Source organism: Paenibacillus sp. sgz302148, assembly GCF_056120465.1.
On record NZ_JBVYOJ010000005.1, the window covers coordinates 131,216 to 157,010 of the forward strand.

The 25,795-nt window shown below is 53.4% G+C and carries 22 protein-coding genes and 1 riboswitch; of the genes, 9 read left to right on the plus strand and 13 right to left on the minus strand.

The window, feature by feature from the left end:
- Window positions 1–7: 7 nt before the first annotated feature.
- Genes AC0LWM_RS09345 through AC0LWM_RS09360 form a run of 4 tightly spaced genes read left to right on the plus strand, consistent with a single transcriptional unit; the run spans window position 8 to window position 3,707 of the window.
- Complete coding sequence (locus AC0LWM_RS09345) at window positions 8–1,225, plus strand: Ger(x)C family spore germination protein (RefSeq protein WP_474674652.1); 1,218 nt, start codon at window positions 8–10, stop codon at window positions 1,223–1,225.
- A 6-nt stretch (window positions 1,226–1,231) separates the two neighbouring features.
- Window positions 1,232–1,465: a hypothetical protein gene (locus AC0LWM_RS09350; protein ID WP_474674653.1), complete on the plus strand. Its 234-nt coding sequence runs from the start codon at window positions 1,232–1,234 to the stop codon at window positions 1,463–1,465.
- A gap of 32 nt (window positions 1,466–1,497) precedes the next feature.
- The gene (locus AC0LWM_RS09355) at window positions 1,498–2,616 is read left to right on the plus strand and encodes a GerAB/ArcD/ProY family transporter (protein WP_474674654.1); all 1,119 of its coding nucleotides are present in this window, start codon (window positions 1,498–1,500) and stop codon (window positions 2,614–2,616) included.
- Complete coding sequence (locus AC0LWM_RS09360; protein ID WP_474674655.1) at window positions 2,595–3,707, plus strand: GerAB/ArcD/ProY family transporter; 1,113 nt, start codon at window positions 2,595–2,597, stop codon at window positions 3,705–3,707. Before AC0LWM_RS09355 ends, AC0LWM_RS09360 begins: the two co-directional genes overlap by 22 nt.
- A gap of 43 nt (window positions 3,708–3,750) precedes the next feature.
- Here the strand turns inward: AC0LWM_RS09360 and AC0LWM_RS09365 are convergent, their stop codons facing one another.
- The 6 genes from AC0LWM_RS09365 to AC0LWM_RS09390 form a co-directional block, all read right to left on the minus strand.
- Entirely contained in the window at window positions 3,751–5,055 is a 1,305-nt protein-coding gene (locus AC0LWM_RS09365) for a 6-phospho-beta-glucosidase (RefSeq protein ID WP_474674656.1), read from the minus strand.
- Window positions 5,056–5,090: 35 nt separating this feature from the next.
- Entirely contained in the window at window positions 5,091–6,080 is a 990-nt protein-coding gene (locus AC0LWM_RS09370; RefSeq protein WP_474674657.1) for an N-acetylglucosamine kinase, read from the minus strand.
- A gap of 28 nt (window positions 6,081–6,108) precedes the next feature.
- A complete protein-coding gene (locus AC0LWM_RS09375) occupies window positions 6,109–7,113 on the minus strand; it encodes a LacI family DNA-binding transcriptional regulator (RefSeq protein ID WP_474674840.1) in 1,005 nt (334 codons plus the stop codon).
- A gap of 112 nt (window positions 7,114–7,225) precedes the next feature.
- Window positions 7,226–8,575, minus strand: a complete 1,350-nt coding sequence (locus AC0LWM_RS09380; RefSeq protein WP_474674658.1) for an ABC transporter substrate-binding protein — start codon at window positions 8,573–8,575, stop codon at window positions 7,226–7,228.
- 31 nt (window positions 8,576–8,606) lie between these two features.
- Entirely contained in the window at window positions 8,607–9,473 is an 867-nt protein-coding gene (locus AC0LWM_RS09385) for a carbohydrate ABC transporter permease (RefSeq protein WP_474674659.1), read from the minus strand.
- Complete coding sequence (locus AC0LWM_RS09390) at window positions 9,470–10,363, minus strand: carbohydrate ABC transporter permease (RefSeq protein ID WP_474674660.1); 894 nt, start codon at window positions 10,361–10,363, stop codon at window positions 9,470–9,472. Before AC0LWM_RS09390 ends, AC0LWM_RS09385 begins: the two co-directional genes overlap by 4 nt.
- Window positions 10,364–10,734: 371 nt before the next feature.
- Window positions 10,735–10,950: riboswitch (cobalamin riboswitch) on the plus strand.
- Window positions 10,951–11,159: 209 nt separating this feature from the next.
- Here AC0LWM_RS09390 and metE point away from each other — a divergent pair.
- Window positions 11,160–13,439: a 5-methyltetrahydropteroyltriglutamate--homocysteine S-methyltransferase gene (metE, locus tag AC0LWM_RS09395; protein ID WP_474674661.1), complete on the plus strand. Its 2,280-nt coding sequence runs from the start codon at window positions 11,160–11,162 to the stop codon at window positions 13,437–13,439.
- A gap of 194 nt (window positions 13,440–13,633) precedes the next feature.
- A complete protein-coding gene (locus AC0LWM_RS09400) occupies window positions 13,634–13,843 on the plus strand; it encodes a hypothetical protein (protein ID WP_474674662.1) in 210 nt (69 codons plus the stop codon).
- A gap of 314 nt (window positions 13,844–14,157) precedes the next feature.
- Here the strand turns inward: AC0LWM_RS09400 and AC0LWM_RS09405 are convergent, their stop codons facing one another.
- Entirely contained in the window at window positions 14,158–14,553 is a 396-nt protein-coding gene (locus AC0LWM_RS09405; protein WP_474674663.1) for a winged helix-turn-helix transcriptional regulator, read from the minus strand.
- Window positions 14,554–14,688: 135 nt separating this feature from the next.
- Here AC0LWM_RS09405 and AC0LWM_RS09410 point away from each other — a divergent pair, with 135 nt between their 5' ends.
- The 3 genes from AC0LWM_RS09410 (at window position 14,689) to AC0LWM_RS09420 (ending at window position 17,992) form a co-directional block, all read left to right on the plus strand.
- Window positions 14,689–15,924: an MFS transporter gene (locus AC0LWM_RS09410; RefSeq protein ID WP_474674664.1), complete on the plus strand. Its 1,236-nt coding sequence runs from the start codon at window positions 14,689–14,691 to the stop codon at window positions 15,922–15,924.
- 49 nt (window positions 15,925–15,973) lie between these two features.
- The gene (locus AC0LWM_RS09415) at window positions 15,974–16,816 is read left to right on the plus strand and encodes an aldo/keto reductase (RefSeq protein WP_474674665.1); all 843 of its coding nucleotides are present in this window, start codon (window positions 15,974–15,976) and stop codon (window positions 16,814–16,816) included.
- Window positions 16,817–17,053: 237 nt separating this feature from the next.
- Complete coding sequence (locus AC0LWM_RS09420) at window positions 17,054–17,992, plus strand: alpha/beta hydrolase (RefSeq protein WP_474674666.1); 939 nt, start codon at window positions 17,054–17,056, stop codon at window positions 17,990–17,992.
- Window positions 17,993–18,083: 91 nt separating this feature from the next.
- On the opposite strand, the gene AC0LWM_RS09425 is transcribed toward AC0LWM_RS09420, so the two are convergent.
- The 6 genes from AC0LWM_RS09425 to AC0LWM_RS09450 form a co-directional block, all read right to left on the minus strand.
- Entirely contained in the window at window positions 18,084–20,507 is a 2,424-nt protein-coding gene (locus AC0LWM_RS09425) for a beta-galactosidase (protein WP_474674667.1), read from the minus strand.
- A gap of 26 nt (window positions 20,508–20,533) precedes the next feature.
- On the minus strand, window positions 20,534–21,367 hold the full coding sequence (locus AC0LWM_RS09430) for a phytanoyl-CoA dioxygenase family protein (protein WP_474674668.1): 834 nt from the start codon (window positions 21,365–21,367) through the stop codon (window positions 20,534–20,536).
- A gap of 31 nt (window positions 21,368–21,398) precedes the next feature.
- Complete coding sequence (locus AC0LWM_RS09435; protein ID WP_474674669.1) at window positions 21,399–21,575, minus strand: hypothetical protein; 177 nt, start codon at window positions 21,573–21,575, stop codon at window positions 21,399–21,401.
- Between the two features lie 39 nt (window positions 21,576–21,614).
- Entirely contained in the window at window positions 21,615–22,919 is a 1,305-nt protein-coding gene (locus AC0LWM_RS09440; protein WP_474674670.1) for a glucoamylase family protein, read from the minus strand.
- 3 nt (window positions 22,920–22,922) lie between these two features.
- Entirely contained in the window at window positions 22,923–23,987 is a 1,065-nt protein-coding gene (locus AC0LWM_RS09445; protein WP_474674671.1) for a Gfo/Idh/MocA family protein, read from the minus strand.
- 797 nt (window positions 23,988–24,784) lie between these two features.
- Window positions 24,785–25,762 (minus strand): carbohydrate ABC transporter permease, encoded by a 978-nt coding sequence (locus AC0LWM_RS09450; RefSeq protein WP_474674841.1) that lies wholly within the window; start codon window positions 25,760–25,762, stop codon window positions 24,785–24,787.
- Window positions 25,763–25,795 lie beyond the last annotated feature (33 nt).

Consider the following 25,795-nt stretch of genomic DNA (forward strand, 5'->3'; position numbering starts at 1 on the left):
TTCGGAAATGAGACGGAATGTTGCCATCGCGATCCTGCTCTTGCTTGCGGCCGCAGTCGTCTCCGGGTGCTGGAGCCGCAGGGAATTGAACGATTTGGGGATCGTAACGGGGTTCGGCATCGATAAGGAAAAAGGCAAATACTTGCTATCGACACAAGTGATCAACCCGAGCGAAATTGCGCAAAAAGCCCCTACGGGACTGCCTCGCGCACCGGTAACGACGGCGAGCGTGACCTCGAACACCGTATTCGAGGGCGTACGCAAAATGACGATGCTATCGCCGCGGAAAATGTATTTTTCGCACATTCGGGTACTCATCTTGAGTGAACAAGTAGCGAAGGAAGGCGTCAAAGACGTGCTCGATCTTTTTTTTCGGGATCACGAGATGCGGCCGGATTTTTATGTGCTAATTTCCCGCAACGTCAAAGCAATGGATATATTGAGCTCCTTCGTCATGCTGGAAAAAATACCAAGCAACGAAATGTACAAAAGCTTGCAGAATACCGAAAAAAACTTCGGGTCCAGCATCGCCGTCCATTTGGATCAGTTTATCGCGGACTTGACCAAGCCCGGCAAAGAGCCGGTGCTAAGCGGCATTGAATTTACGACTGATTCGAAAAAGGGCCAATCGGAACAAAGCTTTAAATCCATTCATCCGTTCACGTTTCTGAAGCTTGCTTCGATCGGCGTGTTCAAGAACGATAAATTAATCGGTTGGCTGGACGAAAAAGCAAGCCGCGGGTTCAATTACATCACGGACAACGTTTCCGGAACAATCAGCCAAGTCCCCTGCAAGGAAGGCGGAAAGGCCATCATTGAATTATTGCGAAGCAAAACGAAAATGAAGGGCAGCGCTAAAAACGGTCATCCGCATGTAACGATTGATATTACTGCAGAAGGCAACGTTGGGGAAGTCGAATGCAATATCGATATTACCGATACGAAGAACATTTATGAACTGGAGCGGCAAACGGAGCGGACGATTCAACAAGAAGTAAAGGAAGCGGTGTCGCAAGCCCAAAAAAAATACAAATCCGATATTTTCGGATTCGGTCAGGCAATCCACCGCGGAGATCCGACTTTATGGAAAAAACTAAAGCCGGATTGGGATCGAGAATTCCCGGCCTTGACGGTAACAACTAAAGTTGACGTCAAAATTCGCCGAACCGGAAAAGTAGTCGATTCGGTTCATCGCGAAACCGAAAAATCGGAAGAAAAGGAGTAATTCCGAGTGGGAGCGATCCTTATCGTTATCGTGGCGGCAGTGATCATCATCTTTATTGACGTGCCCGCGCTATTGAAACAGAAGCGCAAAAAAGAGCTTTGGATGTTTAGCGTACTGCTCCTTTGCGGAATAGGCCTTAATATCGCGGAAGCGCTCAATTGGAATATGCCCAACCCGCTCGATTGGATCGCCGTCATGTATAAGCCCCTTAGCGATTTGTTATACGGAATATTGAAGTAAGATTCGATTGGCATAAAGAAGGTGAGCTGCGGATGGAGATCGGCAAAATAAGCGCTCGGCAATTTACGATCGTCGTCATGTTATTTGTCGTTGGGGATGCCGTCCTGTACGTTCCCTCCTGGATTACGGAGGAAGCGAAGCAAGACGCATGGATCGCGGCCATTCTCAGCATCGGCCAAGGCTTGCTGATGGCTTCTCTTTTCGTGGCGCTTGGCAAAAGATATCCCTCATTCGCGATCACGCAGATCAGCGAGCGAATATTAGGCGCTTGGCTCGGCAAGGCGGTCGCTTTGCTGTTCATTTCTTTCTTCCTGACGGATGCCGCGATCATGTTGATGGAATTAGGCGATTTTGTGACAACCCAAATTATGGTAGAAACACCTATCGAAGTGATTATGCTTTTATTCGCGGCAATTGTCGTCTTGGGCGTGCGATCGGGCATTGAATCGTTAGCCCGAACGTTCGAGCTGGCTATGCCTTGGTTTATGTTGCTTTTTGTGATCTTGATCTTGTTCTCGTCTCCGCAGATGAATGCGATGAACCTGCAGCCCATCCTCGGCACGGGAATGAAGCGGATTTTGTCCGGGAATATCAAATATTTGGGCAACTTGCTGGAAACGGTCGCCCTTCTGATGGTATTTCCGCATGTCAACCGGGTCCGTCAAGCGGCCAAAACGTTCAAGCTCGGCATGCTCGCCGGCACGGTCATTATCGCGATTTTCACGGCTGTCTCATTGATGGTGCTGAACGGCGAACAGTTGGTCATCTATGCGTATCCGAGTTATACGTTAGCGCAAAAAATTAGCGTAGGGAATTTTTTTGAGCGGATCGAAGCGATTATGGCGATCATGTGGTTTATTACGTTGTATGTCAAAGTCGCCGTTCTTTATTATGCCGTCACGAAGGGGCTATCCCATGTGTTCGCGCTGGAGTCCCATCGTTCCCTTGCCTTGCCGTTCAGCATGATCGTATTGGTGGTGGCGCTCGTTTTTGTGCCGAACCGCCCGTATTTCGACAAATTCGTTTCGCTCTACTGGACGCCGTATATGCTGACGTACGGATTGTTTTTCCCCGTGCTGCTCCTTGTGGTCGATACGATTCGGAAACGTTCCGGGAGGGTGGAGGACCGATGTCCGGAAAAGAAAAAATAAGTTCCCGTCAGTTTGTTATCTTGGTCATTCTATTCACCGTCGGCACAACGATTCTGATTACTCCGTCGGGTCTGACGGCAGAAGCAAAACAGGATGCCTGGATTACGGTAATCATCGGCACGGTGGAAGGGCTCTTGCTCGGGGGGTTATACGCCTCGCTTGCGAAACGATTCCCAGCGCTGACCATTGCCGAAATGTGCGAAGCGCTGCTCGGCAAATGGGTAGGCAAAGCGGCTACCTTGTGGTTCGCCAGCTTCGGGGTCATCTCCGCGGCGACGGTCGTTTGGGTTGTCGGCAATTTTCTCGTTACGGAGGTTATGCCGGACACGCCGCTCAAAATCGTGAATCTGATGTTTGTGATCATCGTATATATGGGATCGCGTACCGGCATCGAAACGTTGGCCCGCTCAGCTGAACTCGCGTTCCCTGTGTTTGTCGGGTTATTGGCTCTTTTCTTTTTATTCGGCCTCCCATTGGTGCGTATGGACAATATGATGCCGATCTTCGAAACGGGGATCAAACCGCATCTTCGCGGAGCGCTGTCGTACAACGGCATTTCTTTTCTTCCTTTGGTCGTTTTTCTGATGTTCGTCCCGGCCGGCTTATCCAGGCCGCTCTCCATGGCAAGGTCGCTGCGAATCGCCATATTCATCGGCGGAACGATTATGGTGCTGGTCATGCTGTTGAATATTTTGGCGCTAGGTTCGGATCAGGCGGCAAAGTATACATATGTCAGTTATTTGTTGGCGCAAAAAATCAATTTGGGCGGTTTTCTGCAGCATATCGAAGTCGTTGTGGCCGGGATTTGGCTGACCGGCATGTATTATAAAACCTGCATCTACTATTATTCAGCCGTAGCCGGCATCGCTCGCGCATTCCATGTTAGCGATAATCGTTTCCTTGTCCTGCCTCTTGGCATGATTATGTACGTCTTTGCCAATCGAGTCTACCCAAATACGATCTACGAGCAAACATGGGATACTAAAACCTGGATCCCCTACACGATCGCGCACGGATTGCTTCTGCCTCTCTTGCTGCTGTTCATTGCGGCGATTCGAAAAAAAAAGATCCCGTCACGCAGCGTAACGTGACGGAATTTGGATTTCCTTTCTTCTCGAATCTTTCGCCATGAAACTACGATTTGAAAAATCGCGGCAAATACGGCTTGTTCTGCTCCAGCAGCTCGCTTAGCAGCGCTTTGCCCACCGTGACGGATGGTACAAGCGGGTGATGGACGATCGCTTGCAGCGCCAAGTCCCGATCCCCGTGCACGGCAGCCTCGATCGCCAGCGACTCGTACGTTTTGACCGCATGGATCAATCCTTTGACATGCTGCGGTACCTTCGTCAGAGGCAGCGGAATCGGGCCCGTCTTCGTCACGACGCAATTCACTTCGATGCTGGCGTCATCCGGCAGGAAGTCGATGATCCCGCGATTGGCGACGTTCAGCGTCTGAATATCGCGCGTATCGTTATGCAGCGACTTCATCAGATTGACCGCCGCTTCCGAATAATAGGCTCCGCCGCGTTTCTCAAGCTGCTTCGGCTTTTCCTTCAGATTCGGGTCGCGGTACAACTGAAACAGTTCATCCTCGACCTTCTTCACCACCTCGGCCCGCGTTTCGCCCTTGGCGAGCGATTCGAGCTGCCCCTGCAGCATCTCTTCGGTCATATAGTAATATTTGAGATAATAGGATGGCAGGGCTTGCAGCGAACGAAGGAAATCCGGGTCCCAGCCTTGCTGCGGGACATTTTTGGCCGAATACTCCTCTTGATTCGTCAGCAGATCGGTTAGGACGTCCTCGCCGTGAATATCGATGCGCGTAATCCAATGCAAATGGTTAAGTCCGACGAACTCCGCGTAAATGCGTTCCATAGGCACGTTATACTTGGCCATAAGCCACTTGTGCAAACCGATCGGCGCATTGCACAACCCGATGCTTCGCACCTTGGAATACTTGAGAATCGCCTCCGTCACCATGCCGGCCGGATTCGTGAAGTTCAGCAGCCAAGCGTTCGGCGCAAGCTCCTCGATATCCCGGCAAATGTCGAGCAGCACCGGAATGGTGCGCAGCGCCTTCATCATGCCGCCCGGACCGGTCGTTTCCTGCCCGATCACATTGTGCTTCGGCGGGATCCGCTCATCCCAAATCCGCGCATCCAGCAGCCCGACGCGCATTTGCGTCGTCACGAAATCGGCGCCTTCGATGGCGCGGCGGCGATCCGTCGTCAGCTCGACGCGAATCGGCAGTCCCGATTTCTCTACCATCCGTTTCGCCAGTTCGCCGACGATATTCAGCTTATGCAGCCCTGCGTCGATATCGACAAGCCATAACTCGCGAATCGGCAGCTCGGCATAATGGACAATAAAACCTTCGACAATTTCCGGCGTATACGAGGAGCCTCCGCCGATAACGGCAATTTTTAATCCTTTGCTCATGCCCATCCCATCCTTCTGCGTTCTCTTGATCAAAATTAAATCGCTTTAACTTTAATGGCGCTGAAATCCGCCATTCCGCTCATCGCCGCCGTGATGGCGGTGCTGACCGTAAGTCCGTTTGCTTCCATGGCAAGCCATACCGAGCCGATAACCGGCTCCATCGCAAGTTTCGATACCGTTGCATGCGGAGCAACCTGCAGCACCGCTTCTTCGATATATTTGTTGACGATTTCCCCTTCGCCTCGCGTCACGATGCTCCCGGCAAGGACAACGTCGAAACGGTCCTGTTCCATGCCAAGGCGGCGAATCACGGCAACGGCCGATTTGCCGAGCTCCTCGCCTTGCTTCCGCAAGATGCGGTGCGCAACCGCATCGCCTTGCGCAGCTGCCGTGAACAGCAGCTTCGTCACGTGCAGCGGCACTTCCTTCTCCTGATCGAGATAGTCGCCAAACATCGCCTCGACGGACGAATAACCCAATTCCCGGAGCAGCAAGCCCGTGAGCAGCGTATGCTCCTCTCGTCCGTCCCAAGCCCGGATGACGGAGCGGAATACTTCAACGCACAGCGAACCGCCGCCGCCGAAGTCGCCATACATATAGCTAAAGCCGCCGCATTGGTAAAATTGTCCGTGCTTGTTCCGCCCTGCGCAATTCGTGCCGGTGCCGCAAATGACGGATACGCCGTACGGTTTCGTCGTTCCCGCCCGCAAGCCGATCATCGTATCGCAAACGACTTCGAATTTGTCATAACCTAGCGAGGCGATCATCGGCCTTAGGATTTGAAAGTCCGCCTCCCGATCCGCCCCGGCAAGCCCGAAATTCGCAAATTCCAGCTGTTCCTTCGTAATTCCGGCTGCGGTTAGCGCTTCTTCCGCCGCGTCGCGAATGCTCGCTTTTGCTTCGTCGTAATGGACTTGATGGTTGCCGTTGCCGGAGCTTCCTTTGCCAAGGATAACGCCCTGCTCGCTTACGACAAGCGCAAACGTTTTGCTGCCGCCGCCGTCAACGCCCAAATAATACTTCACTGCTACCACTCCTTGTGTCAAACCGCTCTTATTCGATTGTAGATATAGGTGCCGCGGTGGACTCCCGCACGATCAGCTCCGGCTCCAGCTGAACGGTGGCGCTTCGCTTCGACTTGCCGTCGATTTGCTTCAGCAGGACGTCGACCGCCGTTTGCCCGATTTTGACGGCAGGCTGACGAATCGTCGTTAAGTGCGGATGGAACTGGGAAGCGATCACCTGATCGTCGTAGCCGATGACCGAAACGTCTTGCGGCACGCGAATGCCTTCCTCCAGCAAGGCATTGAGCACGCCGATGGCGATATAATCATCGCCCGCGAAAACGGCCGTCGGCAGCGCGCCTTCTTGAATCCACCGTTTTGCCGTCCGGTAGCCGAACGACATATCATACTCCCCTTGAATGACATGCATCGGCGTAAGTTTCGCTTCGTCCATCGCCTGCATGAATCCCCGGCGCCGTTCTCTTGTGCTCAGGAAGTATTCGTTGCCGCATAAGTGGGCGATTCGCTTGTGCCCGAGACCGAGCAGATGCCTTGCCGCCTCGTAGCCGCCCTTGAAATTGTCTACGACAATCGATGATACGGAAGGCTGCTGCAGCTGATTGTCGATCAGCACAAACGGAATTTTTTGTTTCTTCAATTCAAGAACGTATTCGTTTTCGTGTACCGGAGACAACAGAATGAGCCCGTCGACCCGATCCTCCTGGAATAAATAATGACCGTTTTCCGAATTGTATTGATCGGATACGGAAAGCGCCAAATAATATCCGTGCAAGGCCAGCGCTTCGTTGATCTCTTGGACGATGGCGTCGAGAAAGGAGTCGTGAAGCGTCATGATCAAAAGACCGATGACGCCGGTTTTGCCGCGGGCAAGACTGCGCGCCGCCGAATTCGGGCGATAGTCCAACTCCTTGATCGCATCCAGCACCTTCTGCCGATTTTTCTCACGAACCGTCGTGGAATTGTTAAGCACGCGCGAAACCGTTACGACGGATAACCCGCATTTATTGGCTACATCAAAAATACTGACCTTCATCCGATTCACCCACATCATCTGATCTGCATATCTGCTTATCCTCTGCACCCATTATACACAAAAGCTTCGGTAGAGCCGAGTTTTTCAGGCCCTCCTTCCAAGACGACGCCGGTTATTTTTTGGCCCGCTGGATAATTTTTTGGATTTTCTCCTGAACGACGGCTGCCACCTGTTCCGGCTTCTTGTCTCCGTTCTCCATGCCTTGGAATTCATTGATGAACATGTCGTTGATTTGCGAATAGTTGACGATCAAATGGTTGTACGACTCCGTTCCGTATTTGATCGCGCCTTCGTACACCGCTTTGACGTCTTTCGGATCGATGCCTTCGAAGAAGCTGTAATATTTCTCGGCGGCCTTCTGGTTGACCGGCGGCGTTCCTCCGCTTAGCTCGATCGACTTCTCCTGCACTTCCGTCGTCAGCAAATATTTGATCCACTGCAGCGCTTCCTTCGGATGCTTCGAATCTTTCAGAACGAACAGCGGGTCGACGTACAGCGTGCTGCGGACTTTCGGGTTTGCGCCTTGCGGTACGGCGGCGATGCCGATTTTGAAATTAAAGTTGTTCGCCCCGGCAAGAATCCAGGAGCCACCGACAGACATCCCGATTTTGCCCGCGACGAACGGATCGCCCGATTGGCCGGAGATGCTCTTGGAAAAAGCCGGCGGCGGGGAAACCTTGGAATCCCACACGAGATCGTTAAGCGTCTTGTAGGCCGCGATTACTTCCGGCGTATTGAAGTACGTTTCGGAAGGAACGCCGCCGTTCGTCCAAGTGTCGTCGGAATACACTTTGGCGCCGAAATAAATCGGCCTCATGTCGCGCTCGGACCAGCCCCAATCAAGCCCGTATTGCGCTTCCGCCAAATTGTCGGAATGAACCGTCAGCTTCTTGGCATCCTCCACCATCTTGTCGAACGTCCAGCTCGTATCTTCATAATCGGTCGGCGGGTATGCGACACCTGCTTTGTCGAACATGTCCTTGTTGAACAACATCAGCGTGACGTAGCTGTTCATCGGAATGCCGTACGTCTTGCCGTCCACCTTATAGATGTCCATCACGTTGTCCGGAATATTGTAATCCGACGCTTTGAAGCCGTCCGCATTCATGATTTCGGTCAAATCGCTCAGCATGCCTTTGTTGTAGTATTCCATAAATCCGCCATAGCCCCAGTGGCTCGTTACGTCAGGCGATTTGTTGCCGGCGATCAGCGTTTGCAGCTTGGAGTCGAACTGCTCGTAAGGGACTTTTTCCACTTTGACTTTAATGTTCGGATGCGCTTTTTCAAAATCGGGAATCAGCTTCTCGACGTAAGTTCTGTCCGGCGAATCGATCGTATAGTGCGTGATCGTCACCTTTTCGTCGCTTCCGCTTTCTCCGCTTTTTCCGCAAGCTGACAGCACCAAGGTGAATACGAGTAAAACCGATAACAACATACCGAATAACGTTTTCCCCTGTTTCATGAACAAAAACCCTCCCAAAAAGGTAATGATCTTATTTGATCCCTGTCAGAACAATGCCTTCGACAAAACGCTTCTGGGCCACCGCGAACAGCGCGACGATCGGCAGCACCGCCAGACAAGAAGCCGCCATCAGCCAATTCCAAGGCGTAATCCGGAACTTGGAGGACGTAAGCGTTGCCATGCCGACCGGCAGCGTAAACATGTCGTCCGAGCTTAAATACAGCACCGGCGTAAGCAGGTCGTTCCAGCTGTAGATGAAGGCGAAGATCGCCACCGTCGCAAGCGCCGCGCCGGACAACGGCAGCGCGATGTTCCAGTACATCCGGAATTCGTTGCAGCCGTCGATTCGGCCTGCGTCGAACAGTTCGTCGGGCAGTGTCGCGAAAAATTGCTTCAGCAAAAAAATGTTGTACGCCGAGCCGAAAAAGGCCGGCACGACAATCGGCAAATACGAATCCATCCAGCCGATCTCGGAGAAGATGATAAACTGCGGAATCATGATCGCCGGATAAGGAAGCATCATCGTGCTCAGCATGAGCAGGAAGAGGAAGTCTTTCCCTTTGGCCCGGTAACGCGCGAACCCGAACGCCGCAATGGAGGAAGACAGCACCGTGCCGAGGACGGACAATACGGCGATGATCAAACTGTTCTTATACAGCGTTCCGAACGAAATCGCATCGAAAATTTCGGCGAAGTTATGCCATTGCCAAGATTCAGGAAGGAGCGTAGGCGGAAATTGCAGCATCTCCCTCTGCGATTTCAGAGCCGTCGTGACCATAAAAAATACGGGCAGCAGCATCAGAACGGTTAAGACGACTAGCGAGACGGTGCTGACAATCCCCATGGCGTCGGGCTTCGCCCTTCGCTTCGGGACGGCTTGAACTGCGGCTGAACTCATCCCGTACGCCCTCCTTCGTAGTGCACGTAGCGATTCGACAATTTCATGATGAAATAAGTGATCAGCATGACGACGACAAGCAAAATCCAGGCCATCGCCGACGAATAACCCATCCGGTAGTCGCGGAACGCGCTGACATATAGGTTGTATACGTAAAACCAAGTCGAATAGTTCGGCCCGCCTTGCGTCATGACATAGGCCTGGGTGAACACTTGAAACGAATCGATGACGCCCATGATGAGCTGAAACAGCAGCACCGGCGAGATCATCGGGATCGTGACGTTTAAGAAGGTCTTCCATCTTCCCGCGCCGTCCAGTTTTGCCGCTTCTACCAAACTTGCCGGCACGCCCTGCAGACCCGCCAGGAAAATGATCATGCCGCCGCCAACCGTCCATAACGACATCATGATCAAGGCCCAGATGGCGTAATTTTCATCAAGCAGCCATAACGGCCCTTTGCCGCCGAACAGCGAGATGATGTAATTAAACAAGCCGATCTGCGGATTGAACACCCAGAACCATAAGAGCGACATCGCCACGCCCGACACCATGCTCGGAAAATACATCGCCGTCCGGAAAAATCCGCGCAGCGGCACCTTCTGATTGAGCAGCAAAGCGAACAGGAGCGACAGGATCAATTGGACAGGCACGCCGATCAGCGTATACTTGAGCGTCGCGGAAACGGATTTCCAGAACAATTCGTCGCGGAACAGCTCGGTGTAATTGTCCAACCCGATAAATTTAGGCGCGTGAATGATATCGTAATCGGTAAAGCTGTAGAACAATGAAGCCATGACCGGGTACAGCGCAAATACGATAAATCCGATCAGCCAAGGCATAATGAAGGCATAAAAGATTAACCCTTCCCGCCGGCCTTTCCGTTTCTTCATTCCACCATTCCCCTCTTCCGGATCACTTAATAACCCAAAACAAAAGTTTAATCGCTTTAACTTTAGTGGACGACCACCTCCTTTTCATAATCATTAAAACGTCATCCACCATCATTCTACACAAACTACACACAAACTACTACCTACACAAACTACACACAAAATTGTGTGCGAATCGCCCTGATGTCCTGATAATTATCATAAAAGTTAAAGGGCTTTAACTTTATATTATTTAAAACGGTTATATTTTTCAACTACAATTTGAACGAACGGCACGATTTTTTTGGCAATCAATTCCGACTATTCTTCCCTCTTAAAAATGTCTTGCATAACTATTCACCCTTGTGTATGATTATCAAATCAAGTTCAATTGCATATTGCGGAATTCAGGTGCCTACCGAAGCGAGCTTTATCGCCCGCTCTTTAGGCTTAAAAGGGAAGCCCGGTGAGAATCCGGCGCGGTCCCGCCACTGTATTGGAGTAGTCGGCAGCATTTATCCATGCCACTGGCCGCTAACGCGGCTGGGAAGGTTGCTGCCCGGCGTCGATCCCATAGCCAGGAGACCTGCCTGAATATCTAACACTGCGAACCTACGGAGTATAGGGAGGTGTGGCGGAAGCGCTCGGAACGTTTTTTGTGGACGACATCTGGGGCATTTTTAGCTATTCCTATTTTTCGTGTTGGAACGAAGGAACAGTTGAAGATGCTCTTTTTTGCGTTTGACGTATGAATTAACTGCGAATTATTGCGAATTTGCGATGCTGAAGACGAACATTCATGGGGAGGAATTTTACGATGGCAACTATTTTGAACAGCAATTCGGGATATCCGAGAATCGGCGAAAACCGGGAATGGAAAAAGCTGCTGGAGGCGTTCTGGGCAGGCAAGGTCGAGGCTCACGCTTTCGAGCAGCAAATGCAGCAGCTGCGCTTGAGCAACTTGCGCGTGCAGCAAAAACACGGGATCGGACTTATCCCGGTCGGCGACTTCAGCTATTACGACCACATCCTCGATCACTCGGCCATGTTCGGCCTTGTGCCGAGCCGTTTCAAGCATAGCGGCGGAGCCGTTCCGCTGAGCGTATATTTCGCGATGGCGCGCGGCAATGCCGAAGCGACCGCCTGCGAAATGACGAAATGGTTCAATACGAACTACCACTACATCGTGCCGGAAATCGCGGACGACGCCGTATTCGCGCTGACGCACAACCGTCCGCTCGAAGCGTACCGCGAAGCGAAGCGCGAGCTTGGCATCGAAGGCAAGCCGGTGATCGTCGGACCGTATACGTTCCTGAAGCTGTCCAAAGGATATTCGCCGGCTTCGTTCACCGCGCTGCTGGATCGCATCGTTCCGGCATACGTTCAACTGTTGACCGAGCTTCAGCAAGAAGGCGTGAAGTGGGTACAAATCGACGAGCCTTCGCTCGTTACGTCCACCGTGACAACATCGGACATCGAGCTGATTAGCGCCGTTTATGCGCGACTGAAACAAGCCGCGCCGCAGCTGCGCATCCTGCTGCAGACGTACTTCGATTCCGTCGAATACTATAGCGAAGTATCGAATTTGCCGGTTGATGCAATCGGTCTGGACTTCGTGCATGGCCTCGAAGGCAACCTGGAAGCGCTGCGCACGCACGGCCTGCCGGCCGGCAAGCTGCTGTTCGCGGGCATCGTCGACGGCCGCAACATTTGGCGCTCCGACTTGTCCGCGAAGCTGAAGCTCGCCCGCGAGCTGACGGCTCTCGTCGGCGTCGACCGCGTCGTCGTGCAGCCGTCCTGCAGCCTGCTGCATTCGCCGGTCAGCGTACGCGGCGAATCGAAGCTGGACCCGGTGCTGCTGGGCGCGCTCGCCTTCGCCGAAGAGAAGCTGGACGAGATCGCGGTGCTCGGCGAGGCGCTGCATGGCGGGGATGCCGTCGTCGCGGCGGCGGTACGGCGCAGCGCTGACGCCGTAGCGAAGCTGGCGGCATCGCCGGCGCGCAGCGGCAGCGGCACCGATGCGGCGGCGGCGGAAGCGGCCAGCGTGCGCAAGACGGCGTTTGCGGAGCGGCAAGCGCTGCAGCAGGCGAAGTGGCGGCTGCCGGCGCTGCCGACGACGACGATCGGCAGCTTCCCGCAAACGGCGGAGGTGCGCCAGGCGCGGCTGAAGTGGCGCAAAGGCGAGCTTGACAAGCACACGTACGAAGCGTTCATCAAGGAGCAAATCCGCAAGTGGATCGACATTCAGGAGGAAATCGGACTGGACGTACTCGTCCACGGCGAATTCGAGCGGACGGACATGGTTGAATTTTTCGGCGAGAAGCTCGGCGGCTTTGCCTTCACCCAGAACGGCTGGGTGCAATCGTACGGCTCCCGCTGCGTGAAACCGCCGGTCATTTACGGCGACGTTTCGTTCCTGGAACCGATGACGGTCGATGAGACAGTATACGCCCAATCGCTCACGAAGAAGCCGGTTAAAGGGATGCTGACCGGTCCGATTACCGTATTGAACTGGTCGTTCGTTCGCGACGACATCTCTCGCAAGGAGGTTGCGTACCAAATCGCCCTTGCGCTGCGTGAAGAGGTCGAAGCGCTGGAGCGTGCAGGCATCGAGATGATTCAGGTCGACGAACCGGCGCTGCGTGAAGGGCTGCCGCTCAAGCGCCGCGATTGGGACGCTTATCTGGACTGGTCGGTGAAGGCATTCCGGATCAGCACTTCCACGGTACAAGACACAACACAAATCCATACGCATATGTGCTATTGCGAATTCCACGACATTATCGACGCCATCAGCGCCTTGGACGCCGACGTGATCTCGATCGAAACTTCGCGCAGCCACGGCGAGCTGATCGAATCGTTCGAGTCGAACACGTACGACAAAGGCATCGGACTCGGCGTGTACGATATTCATAGCCCGCGTGTGCCGCATCAGGACGAGATGTCCTCGATGGTGAAGCGCGCGCTGCGCGTCCTGCCTGCGGAGCGGTTCTGGATCAACCCGGATTGCGGCCTGAAAACCCGCGGCATCGACGAAACGATCGCTTCGCTCAAAGCGATGGTATGCTGTGCGCACGAGATGAGAGCGCAGCTTTAGGAAGCTGCCGTTCACGAGCTGTTTCATAACAGCGAACTGTCGTCGCTTCGCGCCGGCCCGTATGCCCGCTTCTTATTCGGGGCACAATAGACAACGTCTTTCCATTTCGGGAAAGCTGAACATTGGGATGAAAACCGGCATCGGATCCGCTTCGGCGAAACCGGCCGGTCTTTCGGAAGCGGAGTGGCATATCAATGACGACAGCGCAAAAGTATAAAATCGCCGAACTGAACGAACACAAATCGTTAGTTGAAGAAATTCGGCAGCTCGAGGACAAATTTTCGCAGCAGCTCGGCTATGGCGTAACGCTGATCGCTTACGCTCAAACCGAAGCCGAGGAAGCGATCGATGCAAGCGCGCTTCCCGGCCCGGACCTCGGATGCCGGGCCGGCAATAACGATTAGCAGGCAAAGAACGCCGCAGCAACAGCAAGAGTCCATTCGCTGTTCGCTGCGGCGTTCTATTGTACCCAAGACGAGCTTAATGTTTCCTCGCCAAAATCGTAAACGACTTCGGAATTCCCCGGTCATACTGTTCCGATGACTGATTCGGTCCTCGCGCAGCAATTCCACGAACAATCCCGCCGCAGCGACCGCCGTCACCGTCTCCCCTAACTTCCACTTTCTCTGCTTCACTTTAATCGGATCGCCCTACGCTTCCTTCGGCAAAAATTTGCTATACACTAACTCCGCTTCTTCGACCTAAAATTTTTTACCCTTTAACCGTTCTTGCCGGCGGGTTCCGCTTCCTCTACCTTATGATTCAACACATTATCCTCCAAAACGGCGAATTTATCTCCGTATTCTTTGATGATGTGACGCTCTCCCCAAGCGCACAAGGAATCCAAAATCGACTTCAAGCTCCATCCGTATTCGCTCAGCTCGTATTCCACCTTCGGAGGCACTTGATTGTAGCTGATCCGGTTTACGATACCGTCCTGCTCCAGCTCTCTCAGCTGCTGGGTGAGCATTTTTTGCGTGATGTTCGGCATGAGGCGTTTAAAATCGCTGGTTCTTTTTTTTCCGTATGTTAAATGGCAGAGAATAACGCATTTCCACTTCCCGCCGATTACCTCGAGTGTCGCTTCGACTGAAATGTTATATTTCTTCTTCACCGGGATCGCTCTCCCCTCGCTATTAGTCACTTTTAAGTGCCTATATTACTTCAAAGTGCGTACTTTTCAATACGGGTCGAATACTTGATAATAGCATTTACCGGCCGGACATGACAACATTGCAGGGGTGAAATGATGGGAACAACAGAGACACGAAAGAGCAACTTGGCTCTTCTGGCATTGGCGATCAGCGCCTTTGCGATAGGAACTACCGAATTCATTAGTGTCGGGCTGCTTCCTTTGATCGCCCGAGACTTCAACATATCGGTCACGACTTCGGGATTGACCGTTACTTTATATGCACTGGGGGTAACCTTCGGAGCCCCTGTATTGACTTCAATTACATCAAGCGTCTCGCGCAAAACATTGCTGCTATGGATCATGCTGGTATTTATCGCCGGCAATTTGATGGCCATGACGGCAGGCGGCATTGCCATTCTGCTTGTCGCACGCGTAATATCCGCGCTGGCGCACGGCATCTTCATGTCGATCGGCTCCACGATCGCCGCCGATCTCGTGCCGGAGCATCGAAGGGCAAGCGCCATATCGATCATGTTCTCCGGACTTACGATCGCTACGGTAACCGGAGTGCCCTTGGGAACATTCCTTGGGCAACAGTTCGGCTGGCGGATCGCTTTTGCCGCTATCGTCGCCGTCGGCATCGTAGCGTTGATCGCCAACGGGATACTCGTTTCCTCGAATTTGCGTCAAGGAACGAAAACCCCGATTCGCGAGCAAGTGAAGCTGATCACGAACGGACGCTTGCTGCTTGCTTTTTCGATTACGGCCTTGGGATATGGCGGAACGTTTGTCGTCTTTACCTATTTATCCCCGCTGCTGCACGATATAACCGGATTTGGCGACAATACGATTGCCGTTATCCTGCTTCTTTATGGAATTGCCATCGCCATCGGCAATATGATCGGAGGAAAAGCCTCCAACCGCCGGCCGATTACAGCACTGTTCTATATGTTCGCGGTGCAGGCCGTCGTGCTCCTATTGCTGATGTTCACATTGCCATATAAAACTGCAGGCTTAATCACCGTTTTCTTCATGGGCTTGTTCGCGTTTATGAACGTGCCGGGATTGCAGGTGTATGTCGTCATGCTGGCGGAACGTTTCGCCCCGAATGCCAAGGACGTTGCGTCCGCCGTCAACATTGCCGCATTCAACGCAGGCATCGCAATCGGAGCTTATCTGGGCGGAAGGGTAACCGAATCCGTTGGTTTGATTCATACGACCTGGGTTGGCGCTTTGATGGTCGGTGGAGCCGTCTTATTAACAGGCTGGGCAGTCGCTTTGGAACGAAAGTCATCTACGCGTCGGATGAATGAAGCATGCCCGAGAAATGCTAGCTTGCAGAACGGATAAAAGCTTGCAAATAACAGAAAATACTCATCATAACAGGAGGTACATCACAATGATTCAACATGTACAAGATACGGTAACGCTCAACAATGGAGTCAAAATGCCCGGTTTTGGGCTCGGCGTTTTTAAGGTCGAGGAAGGAGACCAATTGGTGCAGGCCGTTCAATTGGCCGTCAAGCACGGTTACCGCAGTATCGATACGGCGGCGATTTACGAAAATGAACGAAGCGTCGGCCAAGGTATTCGCGAAGCTATCGCTCTGCACAATATATCCAGGGAAGATCTGTTCATTACGTCGAAAGTATGGAATGCCGATTTAGGTTACGAATCGACGATAGCCGCCTACGAAACAAGCTTGAAGAAACTGGGATTGGACTATCTTGATTTGTATTTGATCCATTGGCCGGTGAAGGGCAAGTATGAAGAAGCGTGGAGAGCGCTCGAAACGTTATATCGCGAGGGACGGGTCAGAGCGATCGGGGTCAGCAATTTTCAAATCCATCATCTTCAAGACATCATCCGCAGCGGCAGCATCAAACCGATGGTGAACCAGGTTGAATTCCATCCACGCTTAACGCAGCAAGAACTGCGTCAATTTTGCAAGGAACAAGGAATTCAGCTGGAAGCTTGGTCTCCGCTTATGCAAGGCCAGCTGCTGGATCATCCGGTCTTGACGGAAATTGCGGCTAAATACGGAAAATCGGTCGCCCAAATCATTTTACGTTGGGATTTACAGCATGGGGTCGTAACGATTCCGAAGTCCGTTCATGAGAACCGGATCGTTGAAAATGCGTCCATCTTCGATTTTGCGTTAACTCCGGACGATGTCGCCCGGATCGACAGCTTGAACGAAAACCTTCGCGTTGGTCCGGATCCGGACAATTTTGATTTTTAATATTAGAGCGGGCGCCTTCGATGAAGGCGCCTTTTATTTGTATCGGCCAATCAATCGATCGCACAAAAATCATGGATGACGCCGTTTATGCATAAAATAGGTTATTTCATCTTCCAACGGTTTCATTTTGGAAAGATGGATAAAGATGCTTTCATGAGAAATGCTAAAAAAACGATTGATGCGCAACAACCGATCTTCCCATGGATTTTTTCATCTTATGAGTAAGGGGGCTGCAGCATGTCTGTGTCGTTTATCACATTCCTCGCACTGCTTCTGTTGATCGTTATTACGGCCGCCAGCTTTTATTTTTACCACCTTGCGATCGCACGCGACGAAAAAAACTTCCTAAAAGGCAATCCGGATTTGGATATTGACGAAACCGCGATAAACACGTTTGAAAATATGAATACATGGTGGCATCGGCAAAATATATCGGAATGGACCATTACGTCCCATGACGGGTTAAAGCTTCATGCCTATTATTTGCCTGCCAAGCAACCGACGGAACGTACGGCCATTCTGGCGCACGGTTACTCCGGAAGCGGTGACCAGATGGGCATTTTCGCCCAAGTATATGTCGAAGAGCTGGGCTTTAACGTACTTCTGCCGGATGCGCGCGGCCATGGAAAAAGCGAAGGAAACTACATCGGCTTCGGCTGGCCGGAACGTAAAGATATTTTGCGATGGATCGGCAAAATCATCGAGGAGACCGGCGACAGCGCACAAATCGTGCTCCATGGCGTTTCTATGGGAGGGGCCACGGTACTCATGACCAGCGGCGAGCAATTGCCGCCGAACGTCAAAGCGATCGTTGAAGATTGCGGTTACACCTCCGTTAAAGATGAGTTGACTTACCAATTGAAGCGAATGTACCGCCTCCCTTCGTTTCCTTTTATTCAGACGACCAGTCTCGTAACCAAGCTGCGTGCGGGGTATTTTTTCGGTGAAGCTTCGGCGCTCGAACAGGTCAAAAAATCAAAAATACCGATTTTGTTTATTCATGGCAGTGAAGATTCGTTTGTCCCTACGGATATGGTATATAAGCTTTTCGAAACGTGCCCGACACCGAAAAAATTGTTCGTTGTACCCGGGGCAGGGCACGGATTGGCCATTCAAACCGATCCGTCGGGGTATGACCGCGAAGTATCTCAGTTTATCGGCGAATACGTGCATTGAGCGCCCCTCGTTTTATCAGGTCTTGTCCCTCATATCAAAAAACACCGCAATTCTCCGCTCCGTTCGGAGCTGATCTGCGGTGTTTTGAACTTTATAGCGTATTAAAACGAACGGTCAACTTGTCGTCGACCTTCGCGTGCTTGCGCGAGTAAATATAAGTTGTGCCGCCAAACGTGTCAAAATCGTATTCATCGCTTGGCGCGACGGTTCTTCCCGATTGCAGGGCGATGATGTCCCTGCTCTGCGTGAGGCGGAACGTGATCGAGCCGTCGGCAATCTCGCCGACTTCCGCCGTCGAATAAACGATCCGCACGTCGCCGATCGTTACGTTCACCGGAAGCATGACGCCGTCCTTGGCTTGCAGCTCCAATTCACGCCCTCCGAAGAGGCGTTTGCCTTCCTCGTATACATGCAGTTTCTTGTCGAAGCCGTCCAAGTTGAGCAAATGAATGAACCGATCGCCCGTCTTCGTCGCGCTGGATGTCATGAAAATGCCGTATTGCGCGTTGTCGTGGGTAAGCTTCGCCCGGCTCCCGAGCCGCTCAAGCGCCGTGCGGAACAAAGCGACGTCGCATTCGTACGCCGAAGCGATCACGATCGCTTTGCCTTGGCCGACGTTCGTTTCAAAGCCGCTGACCTCGCCCGTGCCGTATATCCGCATAATCGGCTCGACTCCGTCTGCGATATCGAATGTTTGGGCGAAGTGCGCCCTTACCTCGGGGCGCGGAGCAGCCCAGCCTTCGGCGCATAACGATAAATGATACTTCTCGGAGGCTTGCCTCGATCCTTTCGGTTCGACGCCTAACGCTTGAGCCAGCACGCTGCATGGATTGCCTTCCATATCGAATCGCGGCACTTCTCCGTACAGCAGCATGCCGCCGCCCGCAGCCAAGTAATCGGCAAGTTTGCGCTGCACGGCGCCGGCCATATATCGCGCCGACGGCAGCACGAGCACCGGCGTTGTCGCTGGGTCCAGCCGCTTGTTCTGAATGTCTGTCGCGCCGAAGCGATAACCCCCCAGCAGCATCGCCCGGGCGACGATTTCCCATGCCCCGTACGACCGGTTCGCCTCGATGTTGCGAACGATCTCGGTCATGACCTCGCTGCCTTTATAGCAATATTCCGTCATATAGTAGTCCGGAATGAAGGCGAAGGCTACGTTGTCCCTTTCTTCTTCGGCTACGGCCAGCTTGTCGGCCAATGCCTTCATCGCATGAATCGCGCGGGCCATCCGCGGGAACGTATAATTCAGCTCTCCCTCGGGGCTGACGGGAGCAGCGAAGCCGTGACGTTCGCCGGTGAATGCCACGCGGCCGTTGCCGTCGTCCGGCTCCGGGTCGAGCCGGTAATTGACGCCGCCCGCGAACAAATAATAATTGAGCAGCCGGTTGCCTTGCGCAATGCACATCCGCGTCTTGAAATCGGCTGCCGACGGATCGTAGCGGCCGCCGAACGTGCTGCCGTAGTTGCCGTCGCCGCATTCGAATTCGACCGACGTAAGCGGCTGGTCCGGCAAATGTACAGCGTCCATGAACGCATTGCACAAATACAGATCTTGAAAGTTATCCATCGTCAAATTGCCGAAATAAATATCCGATCCGGATATGTACCCCGGCGCCTGCGTATACGCTTCGTACAGCTGGCTGATGCCGATCGGATACGTAAAACCTCTCCCTCCGCCCGTGCCGTGGATGTTGATGACAAACGGCACGTCCTTCACGCCGCACGCTTCGGCGTAAGACCGCAGTTCGGCCACGTAACGGGCGAACCTTCTGCGCATGTATACGCCGAGGTCGTGCAGCAGCCGTCCCGCGTATGCTTCCTGCGGCGAGCGGATCGCTTCCCTCGTCGCGGCGGAAGTGCCGTCGGGTACGAACGGATAACGCGCCGCGAGCGTTCCGGCATCATAACGCCTTTGCAGCCAGCTTACGAAATCGGCGATGAGCGCGTCGGTCAGATCGGGGCTGTTCGTCACCCAGGACAACATGCCGATTTCGTTGTCGAGCTGCACCGCGATGATGTTGCCGCCTTTCGTGTATAGGCGAGGCTCGATTACCGCCATAACCGCTTCATACCATTTGCGCGTTTCTTGCAGAAATCCGGGAGCGAGGTAATCGATCGTCCGCGTCGTAATCGGCTTGCCGTCCCACCCAACCGGCACGATATCGGGATGCTTGTCGTACACCCAATACGGGATGCCTTCGTTTTTCATCTCCGCCATAATAAAAGGTCCCGGCCGAACGAAGAAGATTAGGTCGTTGTCGCGGCACAGATCGATAAAAGCGCCGAGGTCAAGCTCCGGCCTCGTTCTACCGTCAAGATCGACCCGGCCTTCGGCCGGCTCGTGGCAAAGCCACGGTACGTACGATGCGACGGCGTTGCAGCCGGACGCTTTCAGCTTCTGGATGCGATCGAGCCAATCCTCGCGCCGGAGCCGGTAATAATGGATTTCCCCGCATAGGATGAGTACCGGCTTGCCGTCGATGATGATTTGTTTGTTCTTGATTTCAATCATGGGTACGATGACCCTCCCGTCCGTTTTTATTCCCAAGGCAAACGTGGCGGATACCCGATCTTCTCTGTCCGGAACAGCTCGCGCGACTTCGGCGACAGGCCGTCGTACGTCTCCTGGGGAATTTGAATGTACGATCCGGCGCCATACCAGCTCCGGTTATAGATCATCGCCAGGTTCGTGCGGCGATAATCGGATCGGTTCGGCGTCCCGCGATGCCACATGCGGATGTCGCGGACGACGACGGACCCCGCCGGCATCAAGACGCGCTCGGAATGCATATGAGCCGCGGCGCGCACGATGTGCAGATGGGGATTCACGCTGCCGTCCAGCGTATCGTGGTTGGCGCGATCCGGGTTCAGATGCGTGCCGCCGGGCCATATTTCCAGCGGGCCGTTTTCCTCCGTCACGTCGACGAGCGGAATGTTGACGACAAGACTGAACGCAGGCAGCGGTACGCTAAGCTCCGGGAAGAGCGGCATAATATCGCAATGGACATTCTGGTAATCCGAGCCCGGCATCGGCGTATCGGAAGCAAAATAAACGCACCGGCAATCGGTGCCGAGAAGGCGGTCGATGACGGCGATCGCGTAGGGGTTATTGATGATTTCTTCGTGATTGAAAGGCTTTTCGAACGGCAGGAACATTTGCGCCCGGTTCGTTCCGGTATTGTACCCTTTGCGCCCGATGTATTCGTCGAACAGCGGGTCGAACGCACCCCGAATTTCTTCGATCAAGCTCCGGTCAACGGCGTTTTCGAATACGACATAACCGTTGACCCGCACTTGCTCGCAAGCGACTTCCAACGTCTCGGCGTCCAATTGCCGGGCCGTTTTCTCTTGCTCGGAAAGCTGAATAAACATGAATGACACCTCCGATATCTTCTGGCCTTCTTCATGTGCTTTTCGACTGCCTTGCCCGCACCCCGTATTCTGTGGTTTCCACGGTTTCCGTGGTTTCTGTGGTTTCCACGGTTTCCACGGTTTCCACGGTTTCCACGGTTTCCACGGTTTCCACGGTTTCCACGGTTTCCACGGTTTCCACGGTTTCCACGGTTTCCACGGTTTCCACGGTTTCCCTGGTTTCCGTGGTTTTTCTGTGGCTCCTCCCCTATTTCGCGGAAGACAGTCCGCACAACTCCATCCCTTTACGGACGTATTTGTTTTTCATGAACCATTCCCAGACGAATCCCGTCCGGTAATTCTCGATCATGAGCAGCGTAATGCCTTTGTCGATGCCGATCACATCCGGGCCGACCCAATCGACATCCAAGTTGTACGCGTCCTTCAGGCCATAATCGCCGACAAGATCCGGCACGCTGTAGTAATGCTGCAATGCGGCTATCGACAGCTCCGGCGTAAATGGCATCGACCCGAGCGCTCCTGCAGGCGGCAGCGTGCCGTCCGTAAAATGCATGTCGTTCGCATAGCCCGAAGGGCTCGCGCCGTGCCTGCCCTCGTACCCGTTCGGCCCGTCGGACGCCGTGAGGCCCCATGCGTTCGGCCCCAAGGTGCGGTAGATCGACGCCTGATCCATCGAATATCGGCGGTCCGACAAGGTAGCCGCCACGGAATTTTGCCACCAGTCCACGCCTTCCTTATCTTTCACGCCGCGCAAATCGAACCAAGCATGGCTGAACTGGTAAGTAAAGATCGAGCCGAACCACGAGTGGATAAACGGCTCGCCATCTCCATACACGGCAACGTGCCTAGTGAAGCTATAGAATGTATCTGCGGGAACCGGATGGGTCGGCGACGCCGCTCCCAGGAAGTAGAGCATCAGCTGCTCGGCATAAAAATCCCAATGGCCCTGAAAGCCGTTTTCCGGCGAATAGCTCATGTAGAACATGTTCCGCTCCGGATCGCGGTACCAGTTCCAATCGACCCGCAGGTAAAGCTCCTCGGCCTTGCGTTTGATTTCGCCGCCAAAATATTCCCCGGCAACGATGGCGCCGTTCACCGCGATCGCCGTATCGATGACCGATACTTCGCACGATCCGGCGCGTTCGCCGCTGTCCATATGCAAGAAATGATAAAACAAGCCGTGCTCTTGCGCCGCGTTGTTGAGCAGCGTGTTCAGCGTGCCGAGCACCCTCGTCTCGGCCTCGTCCTTGCCGATCCATTCCCGCTCCGCGGCAATCGCGATCGCGGTTAGGCCGAAGCCAACCGAAGCGACGCTGCTTATACCGGGATTGCCTGGCGCCCGGTCGGCGATCAAGCCGTAGCCGGGGCTTGCCGGATCGGTGTTCGCTTCCTTCCAAAAAAAATCGAAGCTGCTTCGGCTTTCCTGCTCGAGCAGCGGATTTTCCGCTACGTGAACCGATTTATTCGAACTGTACGTTTTCAACCCTATCCCTCCCGCGATGACGGCCAGCAGCAGCAAAGCCGTGCCGACCGCGATAACGTTGCGGCGCAAGCGCTACAACCGCACTTCCTTGCCCGTACGGGCCGATTCGTAAATGGCCGACAAAATGTTGATCATGTTGACGCCTTGCTCCATCGTAAAAATCGGCTCCGTACGGCCCTGCACGACATCGACGAAATGCTTTAGGTTTTCGCCGTGTCCGCCGGTGTCTGCGCCGATGTGCGGCTTCGTATCGGTCAGCATGCCGTCCGATTCGCCGAACAGCTTCAGCTCGCCGTTACGGAACGTCAAGCCGGATTTCGTGCCGCGCAGCTCCACGAAGTTGGCTTCCTCCTCGATGTTGGACGCCCAGCTGAACTCGATTTGCAGCGATGCGCCGTTGTCGAAGCGGATGAAGCCGATCGCGAGGTCCTCGACGTCGAACGTGCCTTCGTCGGCCGCTTTTTCGCCGAAAATGCTGTGCACCGAATCCGCGACGTCATTGTCGGCGAACTTCGTGTAGGTGCAGCCGACGACCGATACCGGGCGCGGGTTGCCCATAAACCACATCGACAAGTCGATGAAGTGTACGCCGAGGTCGATCAGCGGCCCGCCGCCGGACAGCTCCTTTGTCGTAAACCAGCCGCCCTTGCCGGGTATGCCGCGGCGCCGAATCCAGCCGGTGCGCCCGGTGTAAACTTCGCCCATGTTGCCTTTTTCGATGTATGATTTGATATATTGCGAAGCAGGGCGGAACCGGTTGTTCCGCATAACCATCATCACTTTGCCGCTTTGTTCGGCGGCTTCCTTCATTCTGAGCGCTTCCGCCGGGTTCACCGCGTCGGGCTTTTCGCAGAATACGTGCTTGCCGGCCTCTAGCGCCGCGATCGCGATTTCCGAATGGTACAAATTCGGCGTGCAAATATCGACGATGTCGATTTCGGCATTGGCCAGCAACTCGCGGTAATCCGTATATACGTTAGGAATGCCGTGCTGCTTGGCCGCAGCCTCCGCCTTCGATTGCACGATGTCGCATATCGCATACAGCTCCAGCTCCGGATGGCTGGTCAGCGTGCTCGAATGCCCCCATTGAAAAATGCCTCCCGCGCCAACGACGCCTACTTTTAACTTTTTGCTCATGTTCATCTTCCTTTCATTTTGTTTGTTCCAACTCCGTCCGGCGGATAAATGAGTTTTTCTATGTTGTATTTGTAGATTTGCCAATCATCCCTTGGACTTCAGCTTCGGACTTCACCTTCGGAACTCACCCTTAGACTTCTCCTCGGACTTCACCCTTGGACTTCTCCTCGGACTTCACCCTTGGACTTCACCCTCGGACTCCATTCCCTCGTATTTCCTCGGACTTCACCTTAGGTGAAATAACGGGAAAAGATGCATCTAATTTTTTGACGGAGCAGGTTGCGGGAAAAATAACTGGAAAAGATGTATTTAAAAAATGCTCTTTTACCTAAAGGTTCAGTTTTCAGCCGAATTAGATACATGTTTTCCATTTAATTGGACAAAAACGGATGAGATCAGCAAAATTAACTACATGTTTTACAGTTATTAGGGTGAGAAGGCAGCCTGCTTGGCATCTGGCTTGCTTCGTACTACTTCGTACTGCTTCGAGCTAACATCAAGCTCCCATCCTAATACTTCGTGATGGTATTAATCCTCCATCGTAAGAGCTTGCATTAAACTCACATCGCATCAAACTCGCATCGAACTTGCCCCGAACTTGCATCGAACTCGCATCAAACTCGCATCGCATCATGCTTCCAACCGGCATCTAGATTGCATCAAACTAGCATTGCATGCTTTTTCGAACTGGCACTGAACTTGCCCCGAGCTCGACCACAACATGTAACACCATACTGCCCGCCTGGAACGGTTTACATTTCGAGCGATACAATATCGTTGTTTCTAGAGCCCATTTTTTACTCGCCCGTGATCCCCGTCTTATCGACGACTTCGACGAAGCGCTTCTGCGCGAACATGTACAGTACGAGCAGCGGCAATACGATGAGCAGCGTGCCGGCCATCCGGATCGATTCGTTGATGTTGTGCTCTTTGCCGGCGCCCGTGACAGATGAATAGAGCTTCGTGAACGAATCGTTGAAGGTTTTCAGCTTGAGCGGCAGCGTTGTCAGACTGTCCCCCAGGTAAAGCGAGGTCAAATACGTTTCGTTCCAATGCCACACGAGCGAAAAAAGAAACACGACGACGATCGCCGGCACCGAAATCGGCAGAATGACGCGGAAAAACGTGCGGATAAATCCGGCACCGTCCATTTGCGACGCTTCTTCGAGCGATGTCGGGATCGTGCGGAAAAACTGGGTGTAGATCAGAACGAACAATACGCCCTTAATCCCTTGCCCGAGCAAGGCCGGAACGATAAACGGCAGCGGCGTGCCGAGCATGCCGTATTCCTGGAACAGCAGGAACAGCGGGATCATGACGACCTGTGCTGGAATGATGAATGTGATCATCATGAGTCCCATCAGGACCGTTTTGCCGGGAAAACGGAATTTGGCGAAACCGTAACCGATAATCGCGCAAGATACCGTCTGCGCAAGCGCCGGCAGCACCGAATTCATGACCGAAGTGCCGAACGATTTCATGAAATCGAGCACGTTCCACGCCTGAACGAAGTTGTCGAAGTAGAATGAGCCCGGCAGCCACATGACGGTTGGATCAAGCAAGTCTTTCAAGCTTTTGAAGCTTTGCGACACGAGGTACAGAATCGGGTACAAATACACGAATCCGACGCTGATCAGCAGCGCGTATACGAACAGCTTGAACACGAGTCCGTCGTTGCCCTGCCTCCCGAACAAGATGCGCCTGCCACGGCCGTACAGCCGCAGCGCCGTCGCCTTATGAGACGCTAACTTGTGAAGCGCAAGATCTGGTTTCATCAAAAAGGTTCACCTCCAGGCTTTTCGAAGAAA